Annotated in this window: 14 protein-coding genes; 8 read left to right on the top strand and 6 right to left on the bottom strand. The window is 43.2% G+C overall.

The features are described 5' to 3' along the window. Nucleotides 1–520 precede the first annotated feature (520 nt). The 3 genes from FZC40_RS08625 to FZC40_RS08635 all read right to left on the bottom strand — a co-directional run bounded on the left by FZC40_RS08625 (nucleotide 521) and on the right by FZC40_RS08635 (nucleotide 4220). Nucleotides 521–1042, bottom strand: coding sequence for a hypothetical protein (locus tag FZC40_RS08625; protein ID WP_148603497.1), 522 nt, complete (start codon nucleotides 1040–1042; stop codon nucleotides 521–523). Between the two features lie 537 nt (nucleotides 1043–1579). Beyond that, nucleotides 1580–2905 (bottom strand): glutamate-5-semialdehyde dehydrogenase, encoded by a 1326-nt coding sequence (locus tag FZC40_RS08630; protein WP_279233328.1) that lies wholly within the window; start codon nucleotides 2903–2905, stop codon nucleotides 1580–1582. A gap of 298 nt (nucleotides 2906–3203) precedes the next feature. Further along, nucleotides 3204–4220 (bottom strand): tyrosine-protein phosphatase, encoded by a 1017-nt coding sequence (locus tag FZC40_RS08635; RefSeq protein ID WP_148603499.1) that lies wholly within the window; start codon nucleotides 4218–4220, stop codon nucleotides 3204–3206. A gap of 297 nt (nucleotides 4221–4517) precedes the next feature. On the opposite strand from FZC40_RS08635, the gene hemW reads away from it, so the two are divergent. The 8 genes from hemW to FZC40_RS08675 all read left to right on the top strand — a co-directional run bounded on the left by hemW (nucleotide 4518) and on the right by FZC40_RS08675 (nucleotide 14111). Continuing rightward, entirely contained in the window at nucleotides 4518–5702 is a 1185-nt protein-coding gene (gene hemW / locus FZC40_RS08640; protein WP_148603500.1) for a radical SAM family heme chaperone HemW, read from the top strand. A gap of 149 nt (nucleotides 5703–5851) precedes the next feature. Then, nucleotides 5852–6886: a heat-inducible transcriptional repressor HrcA gene (hrcA, locus tag FZC40_RS08645; RefSeq protein WP_148603501.1), complete on the top strand. Its 1035-nt coding sequence runs from the start codon at nucleotides 5852–5854 to the stop codon at nucleotides 6884–6886. An 8-nt stretch (nucleotides 6887–6894) separates the two neighbouring features. Next, nucleotides 6895–7485, top strand: coding sequence for a nucleotide exchange factor GrpE (gene grpE / locus FZC40_RS08650; RefSeq protein ID WP_148603502.1), 591 nt, complete (start codon nucleotides 6895–6897; stop codon nucleotides 7483–7485). Between the two features lie 127 nt (nucleotides 7486–7612). Beyond that, complete coding sequence (dnaK, locus tag FZC40_RS08655; RefSeq protein ID WP_148603503.1) at nucleotides 7613–9454, top strand: molecular chaperone DnaK; 1842 nt, start codon at nucleotides 7613–7615, stop codon at nucleotides 9452–9454. 286 nt (nucleotides 9455–9740) lie between these two features. Further along, complete coding sequence (gene dnaJ / locus FZC40_RS08660; protein WP_148603504.1) at nucleotides 9741–10913, top strand: molecular chaperone DnaJ; 1173 nt, start codon at nucleotides 9741–9743, stop codon at nucleotides 10911–10913. Nucleotides 10914–11288: 375 nt separating this feature from the next. Next, entirely contained in the window at nucleotides 11289–12563 is a 1275-nt protein-coding gene (locus tag FZC40_RS08665) for a helix-turn-helix domain-containing protein (RefSeq protein ID WP_148603505.1), read from the top strand. Nucleotides 12564–12744: 181 nt separating this feature from the next. Beyond that, complete coding sequence (gene cysK / locus FZC40_RS08670; protein WP_148603506.1) at nucleotides 12745–13677, top strand: cysteine synthase A; 933 nt, start codon at nucleotides 12745–12747, stop codon at nucleotides 13675–13677. Then, nucleotides 13677–14111 (top strand): RrF2 family transcriptional regulator, encoded by a 435-nt coding sequence (locus FZC40_RS08675; protein WP_148603507.1) that lies wholly within the window; start codon nucleotides 13677–13679, stop codon nucleotides 14109–14111. Before cysK ends, FZC40_RS08675 begins: the two co-directional genes overlap by 1 nt. Nucleotides 14112–14494: 383 nt before the next feature. Here the strand turns inward: FZC40_RS08675 and FZC40_RS08680 are convergent, their stop codons facing one another. Genes FZC40_RS08680 through FZC40_RS08690 form a run of 3 tightly spaced genes read right to left on the bottom strand, consistent with a single transcriptional unit; the run spans nucleotide 14495 to nucleotide 16600 of the window. Continuing rightward, nucleotides 14495–15763, bottom strand: a complete 1269-nt coding sequence (locus FZC40_RS08680) for an S-methyl-5-thioribose kinase (protein ID WP_148603508.1) — start codon at nucleotides 15761–15763, stop codon at nucleotides 14495–14497. Nucleotides 15764–15775: 12 nt separating this feature from the next. Further along, nucleotides 15776–16246: a EutP/PduV family microcompartment system protein gene (locus FZC40_RS08685; protein ID WP_148603509.1), complete on the bottom strand. Its 471-nt coding sequence runs from the start codon at nucleotides 16244–16246 to the stop codon at nucleotides 15776–15778. A 3-nt stretch (nucleotides 16247–16249) separates the two neighbouring features. After that, complete coding sequence (locus tag FZC40_RS08690) at nucleotides 16250–16600, bottom strand: BMC domain-containing protein (protein ID WP_148603510.1); 351 nt, start codon at nucleotides 16598–16600, stop codon at nucleotides 16250–16252. Nucleotides 16601–16809: the final 209 nt, after the last annotated feature.

The following is a 16809-nucleotide window of genomic DNA, read 5'->3' on the forward strand; positions in this document are numbered from 1 at the left end:
GAAAGATTGACATTGGCGGGCGATTGGGAATCGCCCCTACAGGATGATGAATGAGGATATCTGCGCGATTGTCAGGGTATTTATTTTGCTTTGTAGGGGCGATCCATGATCGCCCGTGGACGTATGGATGAAAGATTGACATTGGCGGGCGATTGGGAATCGCCCCTATGGTATGATGAATGAGGCTATCGCCGCGATTGTCAGGTTATTGATTTTGCTTTGTAGGGGCGATCCATGATCGCCCGTGGACGTATGGATGAAGAATTGACATTGGCGGGCGATTGGGAATCGCCCCTACAGGATGATGAATGAGGATATCTGCGCGATTGTCAGGTTATTGATTTTGCTTTGTAGGGGAGATCCATGATCGCCCGTGGACGTATGGATGAAGAATTGACATTGGCGGGCGATTGGGAATCGCCCCTACGAGATGATGAATGAGGCTATCGCTGCTATGATGGGTTAGGTTGGCGGCAACTAAAAAAGAGACCGAGGTCTCTTTTTTAGTTCATTTATTTTTTTATGAAACAGCATCGACAATGCTCGGCATGGCGGTTGAATCAAAGCCGGTTTCACAGAACACCGAATAGATAAAAGCTCCGGATGTCCAGAGGGCCAGGCCTTCGGCACCGTCGTTATATTTATATGAGACGTCAATTCCGGTGCTGTTGGCAATGGTTTGGCTACCTGAAAATTCGGTATAAACTCCGGCAATGTTATCAACGGTAGCGGCAGCTTTGCGGACGGTATACGCCACTCCGTTTGAAGTGAAGTCAGCTTGAGCGATGGTGTCGTCAATGGTGAAATATTTTATGCTGCTGATGTCAGTTGGCAAAGAATCAAAGGTAAAATCAAGTGCGTCTTTAATTTCAGCTGTTGAAGCTTTTTCCACCATCGGATTGGGAATCTCGGTGGTGTTTTGGGTGGTATTTGCGGTGGTGCTTCCAGTTGTGCTTTTGTCTGTTTTTGCACAACTGGAAAAACTAATGGCCATGAGGGCAGAAAGAATCAAGACAACGACAATAATTTTTTTCGATTTCATAGTGACCCCTCTTTCTAAATTCCGATTCGTAGGGGCGATCTATGATCGCCCGTGGGCGTTTGTATGAAAAATCGGCGTTTGGCGGGCGATTGGGAATCGCCCCTACAGGATGATAAATGAGGCTATCTGGGAAATTACCAGGTTATTGATTCCAATTTGTAGGGGCGATCCATGATCGCCCGTGGGCGTTTGTATGAAAGATCGGCGTTGGCAGGCGATTGATAATCGCCCCTACAGGATGATAAATGAGGCTATCTGGGAAATTACCAGGTTATTGATTCCGATTCGTAGGGGCGATCCATGATCGTCCGTGGACGTTTGTATGAAAGATCGCCCGTGGGCGTTTGTATAGAAAGATCGGCGTTTGGCGGGCGATTGATAATCGCCCCTACAGGATGATAAATGAGGCTATCTGGGAAATTACCAGGTTATTGATTCCGATTCGTAGGGGCGATCCATGATCGCCCGTGGACGTTTGTATGAAAGATCGGCGTTGGCGGGCGATTGATAATCGCCCCTACAGTTATGCTTATACCGTTAAATAGGGCAGTTGGTTTCCTGGGGAAGGTGGGTAAAGCGGCTTTTCCCGCTGGCGTAATCGGCTACGCATTGGCCATGGCCCAACAGCTTGTATTTGTAGCTGAGGAGGCCGTCCAGGCCAACCGGGCCGCGGGCATGAATCTTTGAGGTGCTGATGCCGACTTCCGCCCCAAATCCAAATCGGAAGCCATCACTGAATCGGGTTGAGCAATTCCAGAAGACACCGGCAGAATCAACAAAGGTCAGAAATGTTCTGGCGGTGGCCTCATTCGTGGTTAAAATGACATCGGTATGTCCGGAACCGTAGGTATTGATATGTGAAATAGCGGCCTCCAGCGTCGGAACAATGCGAATGGCAAGAATGTAATCCAGGTATTCGGTTTTCCAGTCGGCTTCGGTGGCTTCTTCGGCAGCGATAATGTTTCGTGTGTCAGCGTCGCCTTTCAAACGGACCCCTTTTTTTGCTAAAGCTTCTTTTAGCGGCGGCAACAGCGCCGGAGCGATGTTCTCATTCACCAAAAGGGTTTCCAGGGTGTTACAGGCGGCGACGTATTGGGTTTTTGAATCGACAATAATATCGATGGCCTGTTCAATATCCGCATCTTCGTGAGCGTATACGTGGCAAATGCCATCGGCATGACCCATCACTGGGATGTTGGAGTTTTTCATGATGTACTGAACAAAGCTGTTGGAACCTCTGGGGATGATCAGATCGATGTATTGATCCAGCGCCAGCATGGCCGTGACGTCATCTCGGGTTTCCAGGTTCTGAACCCAGCCGTCGGGAATGCCGGCGGTTTTTGTGGCTTCGCCAATCACTTTGGAAAGAATCCGATTGGTTGCCAGGGCTTCATGGCCGCCTTTTAGGAGAACCGCGTTGCCGCTTTTCAGGCAGAGGGTTGAAATTTGAACAAAAGCATCCGGTCGGGATTCAAAGATAACGCCGATAACGCCAATCGGACAGGTTACTTTGTAAAGGTCCAGCCCTTCATCCAGCTGGGTGGACAGCTTCGTGGCGCCTAAGGGATCTTTCAGTTCCACTAAACTGTGAATTCCCTGGATGACGTCGGTGATCTTGTCGGCGTCAAAGGTGAGGCGTTTTAACAAGGGCGCCCCAAGACTTTCTTCCTGACTTCGTTTCATGTCTTCCTGATTGGCGGCAATGATGGCGGTTTCGTTTTCTTTAAGGGCTTTGGCAATGGCCAGTAAACCGGCGTTTCGGGTGTTGCCGTCAGTGGCGGCTAAAAGAATGCCGGCATCTTCGGCGATTTTTCCGCGTTCTTCCATTTGCATTGGACTTCCTCCTTTGAATTCGTAAAATATTTGGATGCCTTTGGCATCCTCTGTTTATTGACGTTTTCGGGCGATCATGGATCGCCCCTACGGTTTTTTAGTAAAGGTATTATTAAGCTAGTTTGTATTTTGGGGATTTGGATACAGACAATTTAGCCCCTACAGTTTTTTAGTAAAGGTATTATTAAGCTAGTTTGTATTTTGGGGATTTGGATACAGACAATTTAGCCCCTACAGTTTTTTAGTAAAGGTATTATTAAGCTAGTTTGCATTTTGGGGATTTGGATACAGACAATTTAGCCCCTACGGTTTTTTAGTAAAGGTATTATTAAACGAGTAGATTCTCGCGTATTTTTTTAAAGTCTTTTTCGCGCAGATCGGTTTCTTCAAGCAAATAATTTTCGACATTTCCGAATTTTGTATTGACGTAATTCATGGAGCTTTTCAACCAGGCCGGTTTCACGCCATAAAATTCCCACAGGTTATAATTATCGATGGACAGTTCTTCAGACATGATGGTTCCTAAAAGCTGAAAACTTTCATCGAAGGTTAAATTGGTCAGGGTATAATCCGATAAGATGGTGTCATCTTTGACCCCAAGAAGACCGAGAATCAGATAGGTCATAAAACCGGTGCGGTCTTTGCCGTTGGTGCAGTGGTAAAGAATGGGGTATTCGGACGGTTCGGTTAAATATTTTAAAACCTCGGCAAAGCATTGAGCCCGTTCTTCGGTTTGGACTTTGTAAATTCCCCGCATGAAGCGATCGACGGTACCGGGCTGGGTAAAGTCGATGCCGTCGGTATCTTTATCGAGGCTGTTAAAAATAGGAAGCAGGTGATATTCAGTGGACTCCGGCAAACGGTCAACCATTTTTTTTGCCTTGGCTTCATTTCTAAAGTCAAACACGTGTTTCAGTTTTAAATCGGAAAAATATTCCACGTCTTTATCAGACAGGTGGGCCAGCTCTTCACTGCGGATAACTTTGCGCCATTTGACTTTGCGCCCCTCAAGTCCGGTATAGCCGCCGATATCGCGGATGTTGATGGAATTTTCCAGCTGGATCAGGCGCTTGCCCAATTGTGTTTCATCACAGAAAATCAGGTTGTCTTCATCTTTAAAGTTGTACAGCGGCAGACCGCTGGGCGAAACCAGCCCGGAATAGGTTTTGACAGGTGCTTCATTTTGAACTTCGTTGATGGGGTCGTTTGTCTTTAATGATTCTTCTGATGGTGATTTGGTTTTGGCCGAGGGGTGATTTTTTTGCATCATCTTTCGGATGAGAAAGTATGCCGGGACTGTAGCTACGGCTCCGGCGATAAGGGCAATTAAGATTGGTTTTTTCATTGATTGTTTCCTTTCTGTGACTTCTGTTATGGGCGTTTGCGGGCGGGTACTACCCGCCCCTACGGTATATGCATAATAAATTATGATGATGTGTTTGAGGAAAATGACGTCGGTAATACCCGCTCCCTACGGTATGTATGCATTGTATTTTGTACCATAACGTATGTGACGGGCTGCCCCTGTAGGGGCGATTATCAATCGCCCGTTAACGTATTCAAGCGTATTTCCTGCAATTTATGCTATAATTATACCATATTTCAAGCAAAAATAGTCTTTAAAAATCTTAGGGGTGAAATAATGAATGCTGAAAAGAATGATCCGATAAAGTCGCTGGGAATCTATTGTCATGTTCCATTCTGTGTTAAAAAATGTGCCTACTGTGATTTCTGTTCTTTTTCCGGTCAGAACAGCCAAACCATTGCTGGTTATTTTAAAGCCCTGCAGCAGGAAATCAGGCGTTCTGCGCTGGTGCGATTTAATTCGGATTGTGGGGATTTGGCTTTTCCGGTGGTGGATACTATCTATTTTGGCGGCGGAACCCCGTCATCCGTTTCGCCGGAATACATCCAAAAGACGATGGCAGTGATCAATGAAGTTTTTACCGTTTCCGAAGCGGCTGAAAAAACCATCGAAATTAATCCGGGGACTTTGAGCGCCCCAAAAGCTGAAAGTTACAAAGCCGCCGGATTTAACCGGGTGAGCGTGGGGCTTCAGGTTTGGCAGGATGAGCTGTTGAAAATGTTGGGACGGGTTCATCAACAATCGGATTTTATCCAGTGTATGGAAATTTTAAGGTCCGTGGGTTTTAATAACATCAGTGTCGATGTAATGTATGGGCTGCCGGGTCAGAAACGGGAAGATTTAACCGAGACACTGGCGGAACTGATGGCCTTTTCGCCGACCCATCTGTCCTGCTACAGCTTAATATTGGAAGCAGGAACCGCGATGACAAATTTGGTAAAAGCGGGTCGCCTCGTTTTGCCCGGTGAAGATTTAGAACGGGAGATGCATTGGACGATTGACCGCTTTTTAAAAGCCCATGGTTACAGCCACTATGAGATTTCAAGCTACTGCCGACCGGGCTATGAAAGCCGCCATAATCTCAAATACTGGGAGATGGTGCCTTATCTGGGTTTTGGCTTGGGCGCCAGCGGCTTTTATAATGGGGTGCGATACGTCAATACCAGTGATCTGAAGGAATACTGCCGTTTGATTGAGGCGGGAAAATCGCCTGGTAAATATGAACCGCCGATGGGTGAAGAAGACTTGATGAGTGAGTGGATGTTTTTAGGGCTGCGCAAGCTCAACGGCATTGATGATGCTGATTTTAAAAAGCAATTTAACCGTAGCTTTTTTGCTATCTATCAGGAAGCAATAGATTCCCTGCTTAAGGCGGAGCTGCTGGTTCAGGACGGCTCGGTTCTGCGCTTGACGCCGAAAGGCCAGGACTTTGAAAACCAGGTATCGTTGGCGTTCTTTTAAAGGAAGGGTAAAGATAATAAATACCTTAAGAAATGTTTAAAAGGTGAGTAAGGTATTATAGAAATTTGTTGACAAAGTAGGGGCACGGTGTTATATTTAACTCAGATGTTAGCACTCAGTTATTGCGAGTGCTAATAACGAGGTGAATCATGGAACTAAACGAACGTAAAAAGAAAATATTGGAAGTAATCATCCGTGATTATATTAACACCGCCGAACCAGTTGGCTCACGAACCCTTTCAAAGCGATGCAACCTAGGTATCAGCCCGGCAACCATTCGTAACGAAATGGCGGATCTTGAAGATTTAGGATATCTGGTTCAACCTCATACCTCTTCGGGTCGGATTCCAACCCAGAAGGCGTATCGTTATTATGTGGATGAAATTATGGAGATTCGAAAGCTGGAAAAAATGATCCGAACGGACATTCATCGGGGTTTTCTGAATACCACTACCGAGCTGGGATCCACGATGGATCATACGGCCCGGGTTTTATCCCAATTAACGAATTATACAGCGGTTGTTCTGGCACCTCGAGTTACAAATTTTAATTGTCGAAATGTTCAAATTGTTTCGCTGATTAAAAATAGGGTATTAATGGTTGTAGTAACCAATGAAGGTATGGCTAAAAACATTGAAGTCTCTTTATCACAGGATGTGGACAATGCTCTGGTGCTGAAGCTTTCCAATGTGATCAATGGATTTCTTAAGAACACCAATTTAAGCGATCTGAGTTCAGAACTGGTTGATCGGATTCAGGAGATGACGCCGGAAGAAAGCAAGCTAATTCATGAAATCATTCCTCATTTGAAAAAAGTTCTGTTGGATGAGGATTCAGAAGTGCACTCCACCGGACTGACTAATCTTTTTAATTATCCGGAATTTAGTGATGTGAATAAGATTAAGCAGTTGATTAATCTTGTCCAGGAAAAACAGGTTCTTTCAGAAATGATGACCAACAATAATGGGAATCAGGTGATTCGCATTAAAATCGGGAGCGAAAATGACAATGAGAACCTGAAGGATTTTAGTATCATTACCTCTACCTATGAATTGGATGGGGAAATGATGGGAGCTTTTGGAGTCATCGGGCCCACCCGAATGAACTACGACAATGTGTCGTCGGTTCTAAATTACATACGCAATGAGTTGAATTTACATATCTCAAATTTATTAATGAAATAGGTGGTTAGATGATAAAAAAAGAGGAAAATAAGTCAGAAATAATGGATGAAGATAGTTTAAAAGAAGCGCCGGAGAATGCAACCGCAGATGCCGATGAATCATCCGATGAACCGGTTGCAGCAGAAGCTCCAGCCGAGGAATCTCCGGATCAGGAATTAAAGGAGATTGTGAAGGAAGATGAGGCAGTTTTAGATCGCCTGCTTCGATTGCAGGCTGATTTTGAAAATTACAAAAAGCGCAGTCAAAAAGAGAAAACCGAGATTTATCAGTTTGCGGCGGAAAATTTCGCAACCAAACTGCTTCCGGTTGTGGATAATCTGGAACGGGCAGAGGCTTCTCTGGCTGACCTCAGCGAGGAAGCTAAGGGGTGTGCGGATGGTCTGGAAATGGTCTTTAAGCAATTAAAAGAAGTGCTTAAGGAAGAAGGTCTGGAAGAAGTTTCCTGTGAGGGTTCGTTCGATCCGAAGTTACACCATGGTGTTGCAGTTGGGGAGGATGAAGAAAAAGAAGATCAGGCGATTCTGGAAGTTTTTCAAAAGGGCTACAGCTTTAAAGGCAAGGTGATCCGGCCGGCCATGGTTAAAGTTTGTAATAAGTAAAACAATAAAACAATAAAACAAATTAACAGGCATTAAACCGGAAGACTTGTAAATGGCGATTAAATCGTTGTGAGCAGGGATTTCCGTTTTAAATAAAAATATGAAATAATTTCAGGAGGAAATAGATATGGGCAAAGAAAAAATTATCGGGATTGACTTAGGAACAACAAATTCTTGTGTAGCCGTTTTAGAAGGCGGAGAAGCAGTTGTTATCCCAAACGCAGAAGGAAATAGAACGACCCCATCGGTTGTAGCTTTTACAAAAGATGGCGAACGATTGGTTGGACAGGTCGCTAAACGACAGGCTGTTACCAATCCGGATCGTACCATTGCTTCAATCAAACGTGAAATGGGAACCGATTATAAGGTGAAAATAGATGATTCAAGCTATACGCCGCAAGAAATTTCGGCAATGATTCTGCAGAAATTAAGAGCAGATGCCGAAGCTTATTTGGGAGAAACCGTTACTAAAGCCGTTATTACCGTACCGGCATACTTTAGTGATGCGCAAAGACAGGCAACCAAGGATGCCGGCCGGATTGCCGGTCTGGAAGTTTTACGAATTATCAACGAACCAACAGCGGCAGCCCTTGCTTATGGTCTGGACAAAGATACCAGTCATAAAATTATGGTTTATGACCTTGGCGGCGGAACCTTTGATGTATCCATTCTTGAATTAGGGGATGGCGTGTTTGAAGTTAAGGCAACAAACGGAAACAATCACCTTGGCGGTGATGATTTTGACCAGAAAATTATTGACTGGATGGCAGCCGAGTTTAAAAAATCTCACGGGATTGATCTTAAAAACGACAAAATGGCCCTTCAGAGACTTAAAGAAGCCGCTGAAAAAGCTAAAATTGAATTGTCAACAGTGATGAAATCAGATATCAACCTGCCATTTATCACCGCGACAGCAGAAGGTCCGCAGCATTTGGAATTGTCCTTAACCCGAGCTAAATTTGATGAATTAACATCGGATCTTGTTAAAAGCACCACTGGTCCGGTTGAAAAGGCGATGAAGGATGCCGGTCTTGCTAAAAATGAATTAGATAAAGTTATCCTAGTTGGTGGTTCAACAAGAACACCGTCAGTACAGGATGCCGTTAAGAATATTACCGGAGAAGAAGCTTACAAGGGTATTAACCCGGATGAATGTGTTGCGATTGGGGCAGCTATTCAGGGTGGTGTTTTAGCCGGTGAAGTGAATGATGTCTTACTTCTTGATGTGACCCCATTATCATTGGGTATTGAAACATTAGGTGGTGTGTTCACTCGATTAATCGACCGTAATACCACCATTCCTACTAAGAAAAGCCAGACTTTCTCAACCGCTGCTGACAATCAAACAGCAGTCGACATCCATGTTTTACAGGGTGAACGCGAAATGTCTAAAGATAACAAAACATTAGGACGGTTCCAATTAACCGGTATTCCTTCAGCACGTCGCGGGATTCCCCAAATCGAAGTAACCTTTGATATTGATGCCAATGGTATTGTTAGTGTATCGGCTAAAGATATCGGAACCGGCAAAACTCAAAATGTGGTGATTAAATCCACAACCAACATGAGCGATGATGAAATTGACAAAGCTGTAAAAGAAGCGGAACAACATGCTGATGAAGATAAAAAAGCCAAGGCTTTGATTGAAGCTAAGAATGTTGCCGATTCCACCATTTATCAAACTGAACAATCCTTAAAGGAAATGGAAGGTAAAGTTTCAGACGACGACAAGAAAAAAGTTGAAGCGGCACTGGCTGAACTTAGAACAGCAAATGAAGGCGAAGACGTTGAAACGATTACCAAAGCAACAGAAGCAGTCAACGAAGCATTTTACCCATTGGCTCAAAAAATGTATGAAGAAGCTGCGGCCCAACAACAACCTGAAGGACAGGATGCTGCTGCTCAGGGTGACGATGATGATGTTGCAGAAGCTGAATACGAAGAAGTAAAAGAAGACGAAAAAAAATAAAAGGCTGTTGACAAACAACGCGTTCCTTGTGACCATAGTAAATCGTTGTCGGCTGCATGATCGAACCGGCTATCGCCTGTTCGCCATGATGCCGACAACTGATGTTACGATTATCGCAAGAAACTTACTTGATAGTTTGTCTACAGTTTGAGTGGCAGCGATCGCTGCCACTATTTTTGTTTTTAGTGCTTGAGCAAAAAAAACACTTTTACTCTTTCGCTTTAATAGGGTATAATTAATAGTTGTTTAGTTGTTGAGAAGGATTCAAAAGAGGTGAGATAAATTTATGAGCGAAAAAAGAGATTACTATGAGGTACTGGGTGTTGGCAAAACAGCTAGTGCAGATGAGATAAAAAAAGCTTATCGGAAAAAGGCAATGGAGTTCCATCCTGATAAAAATCCGGGGGATAAAGCGGCTGAAGAAAAATTCAAAGAAGCCAATGAAGCTTATGAAGTATTAAGCGATGCTGATAAAAAAACGCGTTATGACCAGTATGGTCATGCCGGAGTTGACCCCAGTGCCGGTGGCGGTGGTTTTAGCGGTGGCGGCGGTTTTGGCGGCTTTGAGGATATCTTTGGGGATATTTTCAGTGCCTTTGGCGGCGGTGGTGGTTTTAGCAGCGGCAGTTCTCGTGGCCGCAGTCGATCGAACCGTGGCAGCGATATGAAAATCAGCATTAATTTAACCTTCCGCGAGGCGGTATTTGGGGTTGAGAAAAAGATTAAGATAAAACGTAATGAAAGCTGTTCAACTTGCGGCGGTACCGGTGCTGAAAAAGGATCAACCGCTAAAACCTGTGATCAATGCGGTGGTTCCGGACAAGTTTATGTCAGACAGCAAACACCATTTGGGACGGTTCAACAGGTTCAGACCTGTGATAAGTGTCATGGCGAAGGAAAAATCATTGATAAACCGTGCGCAACTTGCCATGGCAAAGGTGTTGAATTAAAAGAACGTACCATTAATATAAAGATTCCTGCCGGTGTGGATGATGGACAAATGCTGCCGCTGCGAGGTGAGGGCAACGCCGGGCCGAACAATGGCAGTAAAGGCGATCTTTACGTTTATATGAACGTGAAAGAAGATCTGCTCTTTAAACGAAATGGGGACGACGTTTATTATGAAGTGCCTATTACCTATGCTCAAGCAGCCATGGGAGACGGCTTGGTTGTACCAACGATTGATGGCAGGATTAAGCTTAAAATTCCTGAGGGAACTCAAAACGGGAAGGTCTTTCGCCTGAAAGGCAAAGGCATACCCAATGTGAATGGCCGTGGCCGCGGGGATTTATTTATAACAATTAAGGTGGAAGTACCTCGTAAACTAAACCGTGAGCAACGCCACGCGCTGGAAGAATTTGCTAAGGTTACAGGTGTCGATGCCCATCCTGAAGGAAAGCGTTTCTGGTCTCGGGTTGAGACTGAAGAAAAAGAAAATAGTCCTAAAAAAGACGCATAATAAAAAGTTGATTGAATCGTGTCGGGGCGCTTATTAATCGCCCGTTGACATTTGTTTTACGCAGACCGTTTGCGGGCGGGTAGTACCCGCCCCGACAGGTTAATGATAAAAAAATAGGCTTGAAAAGAATACCGGAGAAATCCGGTATTCTTTTGATTCGATGATATTTTGTGTTGGTGGAATAGCCAGCACCAATTTTTGCGCAAAATTTCATACAAAAAAATAATTGCGATACCCAACCTGTTAAACATTGATTTGCATTCACTTTTCTGATAGAATGTGAAGAAAATGTGAAAAATAAGTGATGAAACGGTGAAGAAAGATAGCGGGTTGGAGTTATGAAAATAATTTATCAATAGATTAAGGGTGGTAAATATGGGCCGAGAACTAGGTAATGCTGTCAAAGCGATCATTCAGGAGAAAAAAATTTCGGTTTTTCAATTGGCAAAAGAAGTGGATATCGATCGAACAACCCTGCAACACTTTTTTTCCGGAAAAAGAAAAATCCATTTAAAAAAATTTCAGGAAATGATGACGGTTCTTAATCTGACAAAAGAAAGAAAGAAAGCACTTTATACCTTGTATGAAAAAGAATGCGATGATAAAGAGCTGATAAAGAATGTTCAAGATGTTTTTTCATTATACACGATATTAAGTGAGCATGTTGGCTTGAATATAAACAGTGTTGGACAGGATGAGTATCGGATAAAAAATGATCTTTATCATGAGGAAACTCAGATTATCAAAGGTCAGGTTGAAATTGAAGCACTGATTAGAAGCGCTTTCATTGAGGAAATGGATCAAAATGAAAAAGCACATATCATCATGTCAATCAATTTCAAACATTTATTTTTGTATGAATCAATTATAAAGATGGCCAACGGTCAGAATAAATGCGGAAAAATTCAAAATATTATTCCCCTCGTCAACAAGAAGAAGCTGGGAAACAATCTGAATATTCTTAACCAGGTTCTCCCATTAAAATGCCTTGAAAACGTTAACTATGAACCTTACTATTTTTATACCGGCACAAAGATTTATGATGATATCAGCATCATCGTTCCAAATTATTTTATTACATCCAAACATGTGATTATCATTGATCGTGATTTTGAGAGTGCGATTATTTCTGAAAACCCGCAAATAATTACGTATTACCGAGAAAAGGCTCAGTCCATATTAAATTGTTGTGAACAACTGGTGGAAAAGAAAGCGATTGAGAATCCCATGCAATCCATCCCAGCCTTGGAAAAAATTGGCGGCGATAATGATTCAACAAAATATTATACCTTGGACCAAATACATCAAACGATGATCGATTCTTTTGAGCAACCAATAATAAACAGAGAAAAACAATTGTTGTCTTTCTTTGATAAAAACAGCGCAGACAAATCCCGTGAATTTATTTTAAGAGATAGCTTTATCAGTGATTCAGGAGCATTGGGCATTCAATACTTAGTAGATGATGAACAATTGGTATTTTATATTTTCGATAAAAACAACAAAAAAATAATCACTTTGTGTGTGAGTGAGATTGGGATCGTGACCGTTTTTAAAGAATTATTTGATTATCTGCCCTACAGTTTTTATGTTTATTCACAGAATGAAATAGATGAATATTTTAGAAATATTGAAAATACTGCAAATTAGACGACGTATCTGTAGGGGCGATCCATGATTGCCCCTACAGGTTGATGTCAATCTTAAATACCGGAGAAATCCGGTATTTTTATATTGACAAAAAAAAGATGGAGGCATATAATAAACATATCAAGTAAATCATATAGACTTAATATGAATTAAAAAAAAATAAAAGAAATGAGGTAATATAATGTCAAAAAAAATCGCAACAAAATTAACTGATTTAATCGGGAATACGCCTTTATTGGAATTATCAAATTATGAAAAAACACTGGCACTTGATGCTAAGATTGTGGCAAAGTTAGAGTATTTTAACCCTTTGTCATCGGTTAAGGATCGGATCGGATTGGCGATGATTGAAGATGGCGAAAAAGCAGGCCTTATTAAAGAGGGTACTGTCATTATTGAACCGACAAGCGGAAATACGGGGATTGGACTTTCCTTTGTGGCTGCGGCTAAGGGATATCGCATGATTTTAACCATGCCTGAAACCATGAGTGTTGAACGTCGAAACTTACTTGCCGCTTTGGGTGCTGAACTGGTATTAACACCTGGCGCTGACGGCATGAAGGGTGCTATCGCCAAAGCGAATGAATTGGCAGAGACCATTCCGAATGCTTATGTTCCACAGCAGTTTGAAAATCCCTCAAACCCGGAAGTTCACAGAAAGACCACGGCGGTTGAGATATGGAATGATACAGATGGTGAAGTAGATATTTTTGTGGCCGGAATTGGCACCGGTGGAACGATTACCGGTGTTGGTGAGGTCTTGAAAGAAAGAAAACCAGGAGTACAAGTGGTTGCGGTAGAACCTGAATCATCACCGGTACTTTCAGGCGGAAAGCCGGGTCCTCACAAAATCCAGGGGATTGGAGCAGGTTTTATTCCCGCGGTTTTAAATACGAAGGTATATGACGAAGTAATTGGCGTTAGTAATGAAGATGCTTTCCAAACCGCAAAAACAGTAGCAAAGAAAGAAGGCCTTTTGGTCGGAATTTCTTCTGGAGCGGCTCTTTATGCAGCAACGCTATTGGCAAAACGACCTGAGAATAAAGGAAAGACTATTGTTGTGCTTTTGCCGGATACCGGTGAACGCTACTTATCCGTGGGGTTATACGCATAATGAAAATATCCACTAAAGGCAGATATGCTCTGCGTTTAATGTTGGACTTGGCAATTAACAATACCGGGGAGTATATTCCAATTAAACGGATTGCTGAACGTCAGGAAATTTCAGAAAAATATCTGGAGCAGATCATTACTCAGATTTCCCGGGCGGGGTATGTCAAAAGCGTCCGGGGATCTCAGGGTGGCTATCAGCTGACCAAACCCCCCGAAGAATACACGGTTGGGATGATTTTAAGATTAATGGAAGGGGAGCTTTCCCCGGTTGCCTGTCTGGATGAACCGGGCAGCTGCGAACGAGCAGATCGCTGTGTGACGGTGGAGGTCTGGCAGGAGATTAAAGAGGCCATCGAAAATGTGGTGAACAACATCACCCTGGCTGATTTGGTCAGACGCTATCATGAAAAAGGTACATGCGAGTATTATATTTAAGATTAGTAAGAGCAATTAAGGTTTGTAAGAGCAATTAAGGTTTGTAGGGGCGATCCATGATCGCCCGCAGACGTTGGTTTAGACGATAAGCGATGGCGGGCGATCATGGATCGCCCCTACGCTTTTTTTTTGAGAGTTAAAAGCCGGAATGAAGGCATGGATCGCCCCTACGCTTTTTTTTTGAGAGCTAAAAGCCGGAATGAATGGCATGGATCGCCCCTACGCTTTTTTTTTGAGAGTTAAAAGCCGGAATGAATGGCATGGATCGCCCCTACGCTTTTTTTTTGAGAGTTAAAAGCGGAAATGAATGGCATGGATCGCCCCTACGCTTTTTTTGAGAGCTAAAAGCCGGAATGAACGGCATGGATCGCTCCTACGCTTTTTTATTTAGAAAGATTTTTTAAAAATTTTGTATATTCTTCGATTGCGGTATAATTTTCGTGATTGAGGAGCAGCTCTTCGGCAACCGTCATGCCCAGAATGGAAGGGAGGGTCCGGTTTTCTTTAGGGAGTCTTGAAATATCATAACAGATGCCGCGATTTGCCAGTCGCGAAGTGATGTTGGCACCGGCATAGGAAAGCGCATCCTGAAGCTGTTTGATCAGGTAGGAATCGACATCAAGAATTTTAAGGCTGTAACTTTCTTCCTGATAGGCGGCCACCAGATTTCTGAATTCTTGTTGAAAAACATGGTAGAGGCTTTCGATGGTCTCACATAAATAAACCTGATAGGCGGCTTTTTCCGGCGCGGATTTTTCATTATCCCCAAACCAGGAAATATAATTGAGACTCAGACTGGCGGTTAGCCGGCCGAAATCCTGAGCTAAGGGGCCAAATCCACCAAATTCGCCATCGATAATGCGCACGTCTTCCTGGTTGATCATGATGTTGGAACTGTGCAGGTCGGTATGGATCAGACATTCTTTATTTTCCATAAAATTCTCTCGCAAGTGTTTGACTTCCGCACTGATTTTAGGATTATCCACAAGCTCTTTTCTTTTGGCTTCGGTACCGGGTGCCATTTCCCGCTTCATCGAGACGGCAATATTATCTTCGAATACCGATGAGCAGAGGGCGTTGTATTCGGGATTGACAAAAAATCGTTCCACTTCGGATTTCTTATATCGGGTCAGATGGAGATTGGATGAAAAGAAAAGATTCCGGGCAAAAAAAGTGCCGATTCTTTTGGGAAACAACGGGTGTTTAACCATTCGGCATAAATCAAATCGCAACAGGCTTAGCGCCATCAAATCTTCCATGACGATGATCCGATTCGCTTCATCGAAAAGATACATTTCCGGACAAATGCCGGGGCAAACGGTATTCCAGAAAATAAGGACGGCGATTTCGGAACGCATTCGTCCCAAATCCAGGGTCCAACCGCCATCTTCGCCGGCATCCTCGGCTTCAACCGTATCATTTTTTTCATCTTCGATGCGGTATCGCGGAAATTCCAGCATTTGTTTAAGAATAATGGATTTTCCTTTATCGTCATAAACATGATAAATTAAATTTACAAAACCTTCAATGCTTTCTTTTACAGCGTGGAGATCCTCAACGGTTAAGTGAGCATCCTCAGGAAAGATTTCTTTTTCTTTAAGGTAGGCGGCAACGCCTTCCGATGTCAAATTGCCATAACTATCAGTGGTCATAATCATCTTCCTTTACTTTTTATTTCGATGGGGATCCATATAATGGTGGATCACTTTTTGTAATTCTTCAATGCCTTCTCCGGTATAAGCACTCACTTCATAAATATGTTTTGGATGAATGCCGGCATAAATGAGAAGATTTCGACTGCGCTTGATATTGCCATCTTCACGGTCAATTTTTGTCACCACACCAATGGAGGGAATGTTATAGGTATGGACAAAATTGGGAGAGACTGAATTCTGTGAGTCGATACAGGAATTCACAAGGATCACCAGGCCTGCATCCATGGTGACATTAATGGCTTGTCGGGCAAAAAACGGCAACTCAATAAACTCTCCCGGGGTATCAATGAAATGGTCGGTATAACTAATCATTTGTGTTTTTGAGTAGATCAGTTCCTCTTGAGAGAGCCGCTGCATGAGGGTGGTTTTTCCGCTGCCAATTTTTCCGATAAGAGCCACCCGTTTTCGATTACTTGCCATATTTTAAGAGTAGGTAATTTTAGGTATGTCAAATCCTAAAATATTGTGTAAGGTGTTGAGAATCTCGGTGACGGCGGCTTTGATATCACTGACACGGCCGGTGATGACAAGAGATCCACTGAAACGGTCCAGAAATCCGATTTCTACCGGGGCCGCCTTAGTTGCGGCATCGGCGGCTATAATGGCGGCTTCACTTGGTGTGATGGTTAAGATGCCGATGGCATCACTGGCTTCATCGTCCAGGCCGAGTTTGATGTAAATATCTTTTTTGGGTTTGGCAATAATATGTGCGAGTGTAACCTGTTTACCAGGAACGTATTCTTGGATTGAACGGTTCTTTTTTTCAGTTTCCATAGTGGTCACCTTTTCTGTTATATTTAATTGAAACTAAATTTATTATAGCATTAAATTGGAACCCGTTACATCGATTAACCATTTTTTACAGAAAGCCGGCAAAATATTTCTGTAAAGATCTGATGGTATAATTTTTAAATAATGTTTTTGGCAGGGCGGGCATTGTCCGTCCGCAAACGTTGATCTCATAAAAACGTTCGCGGGCGATT

It is taken from the genome of Acetobacterium tundrae, assembly GCF_008086615.1.
Taxonomy (GTDB): domain Bacteria; phylum Bacillota; class Clostridia; order Eubacteriales; family Eubacteriaceae; genus Acetobacterium; species Acetobacterium tundrae.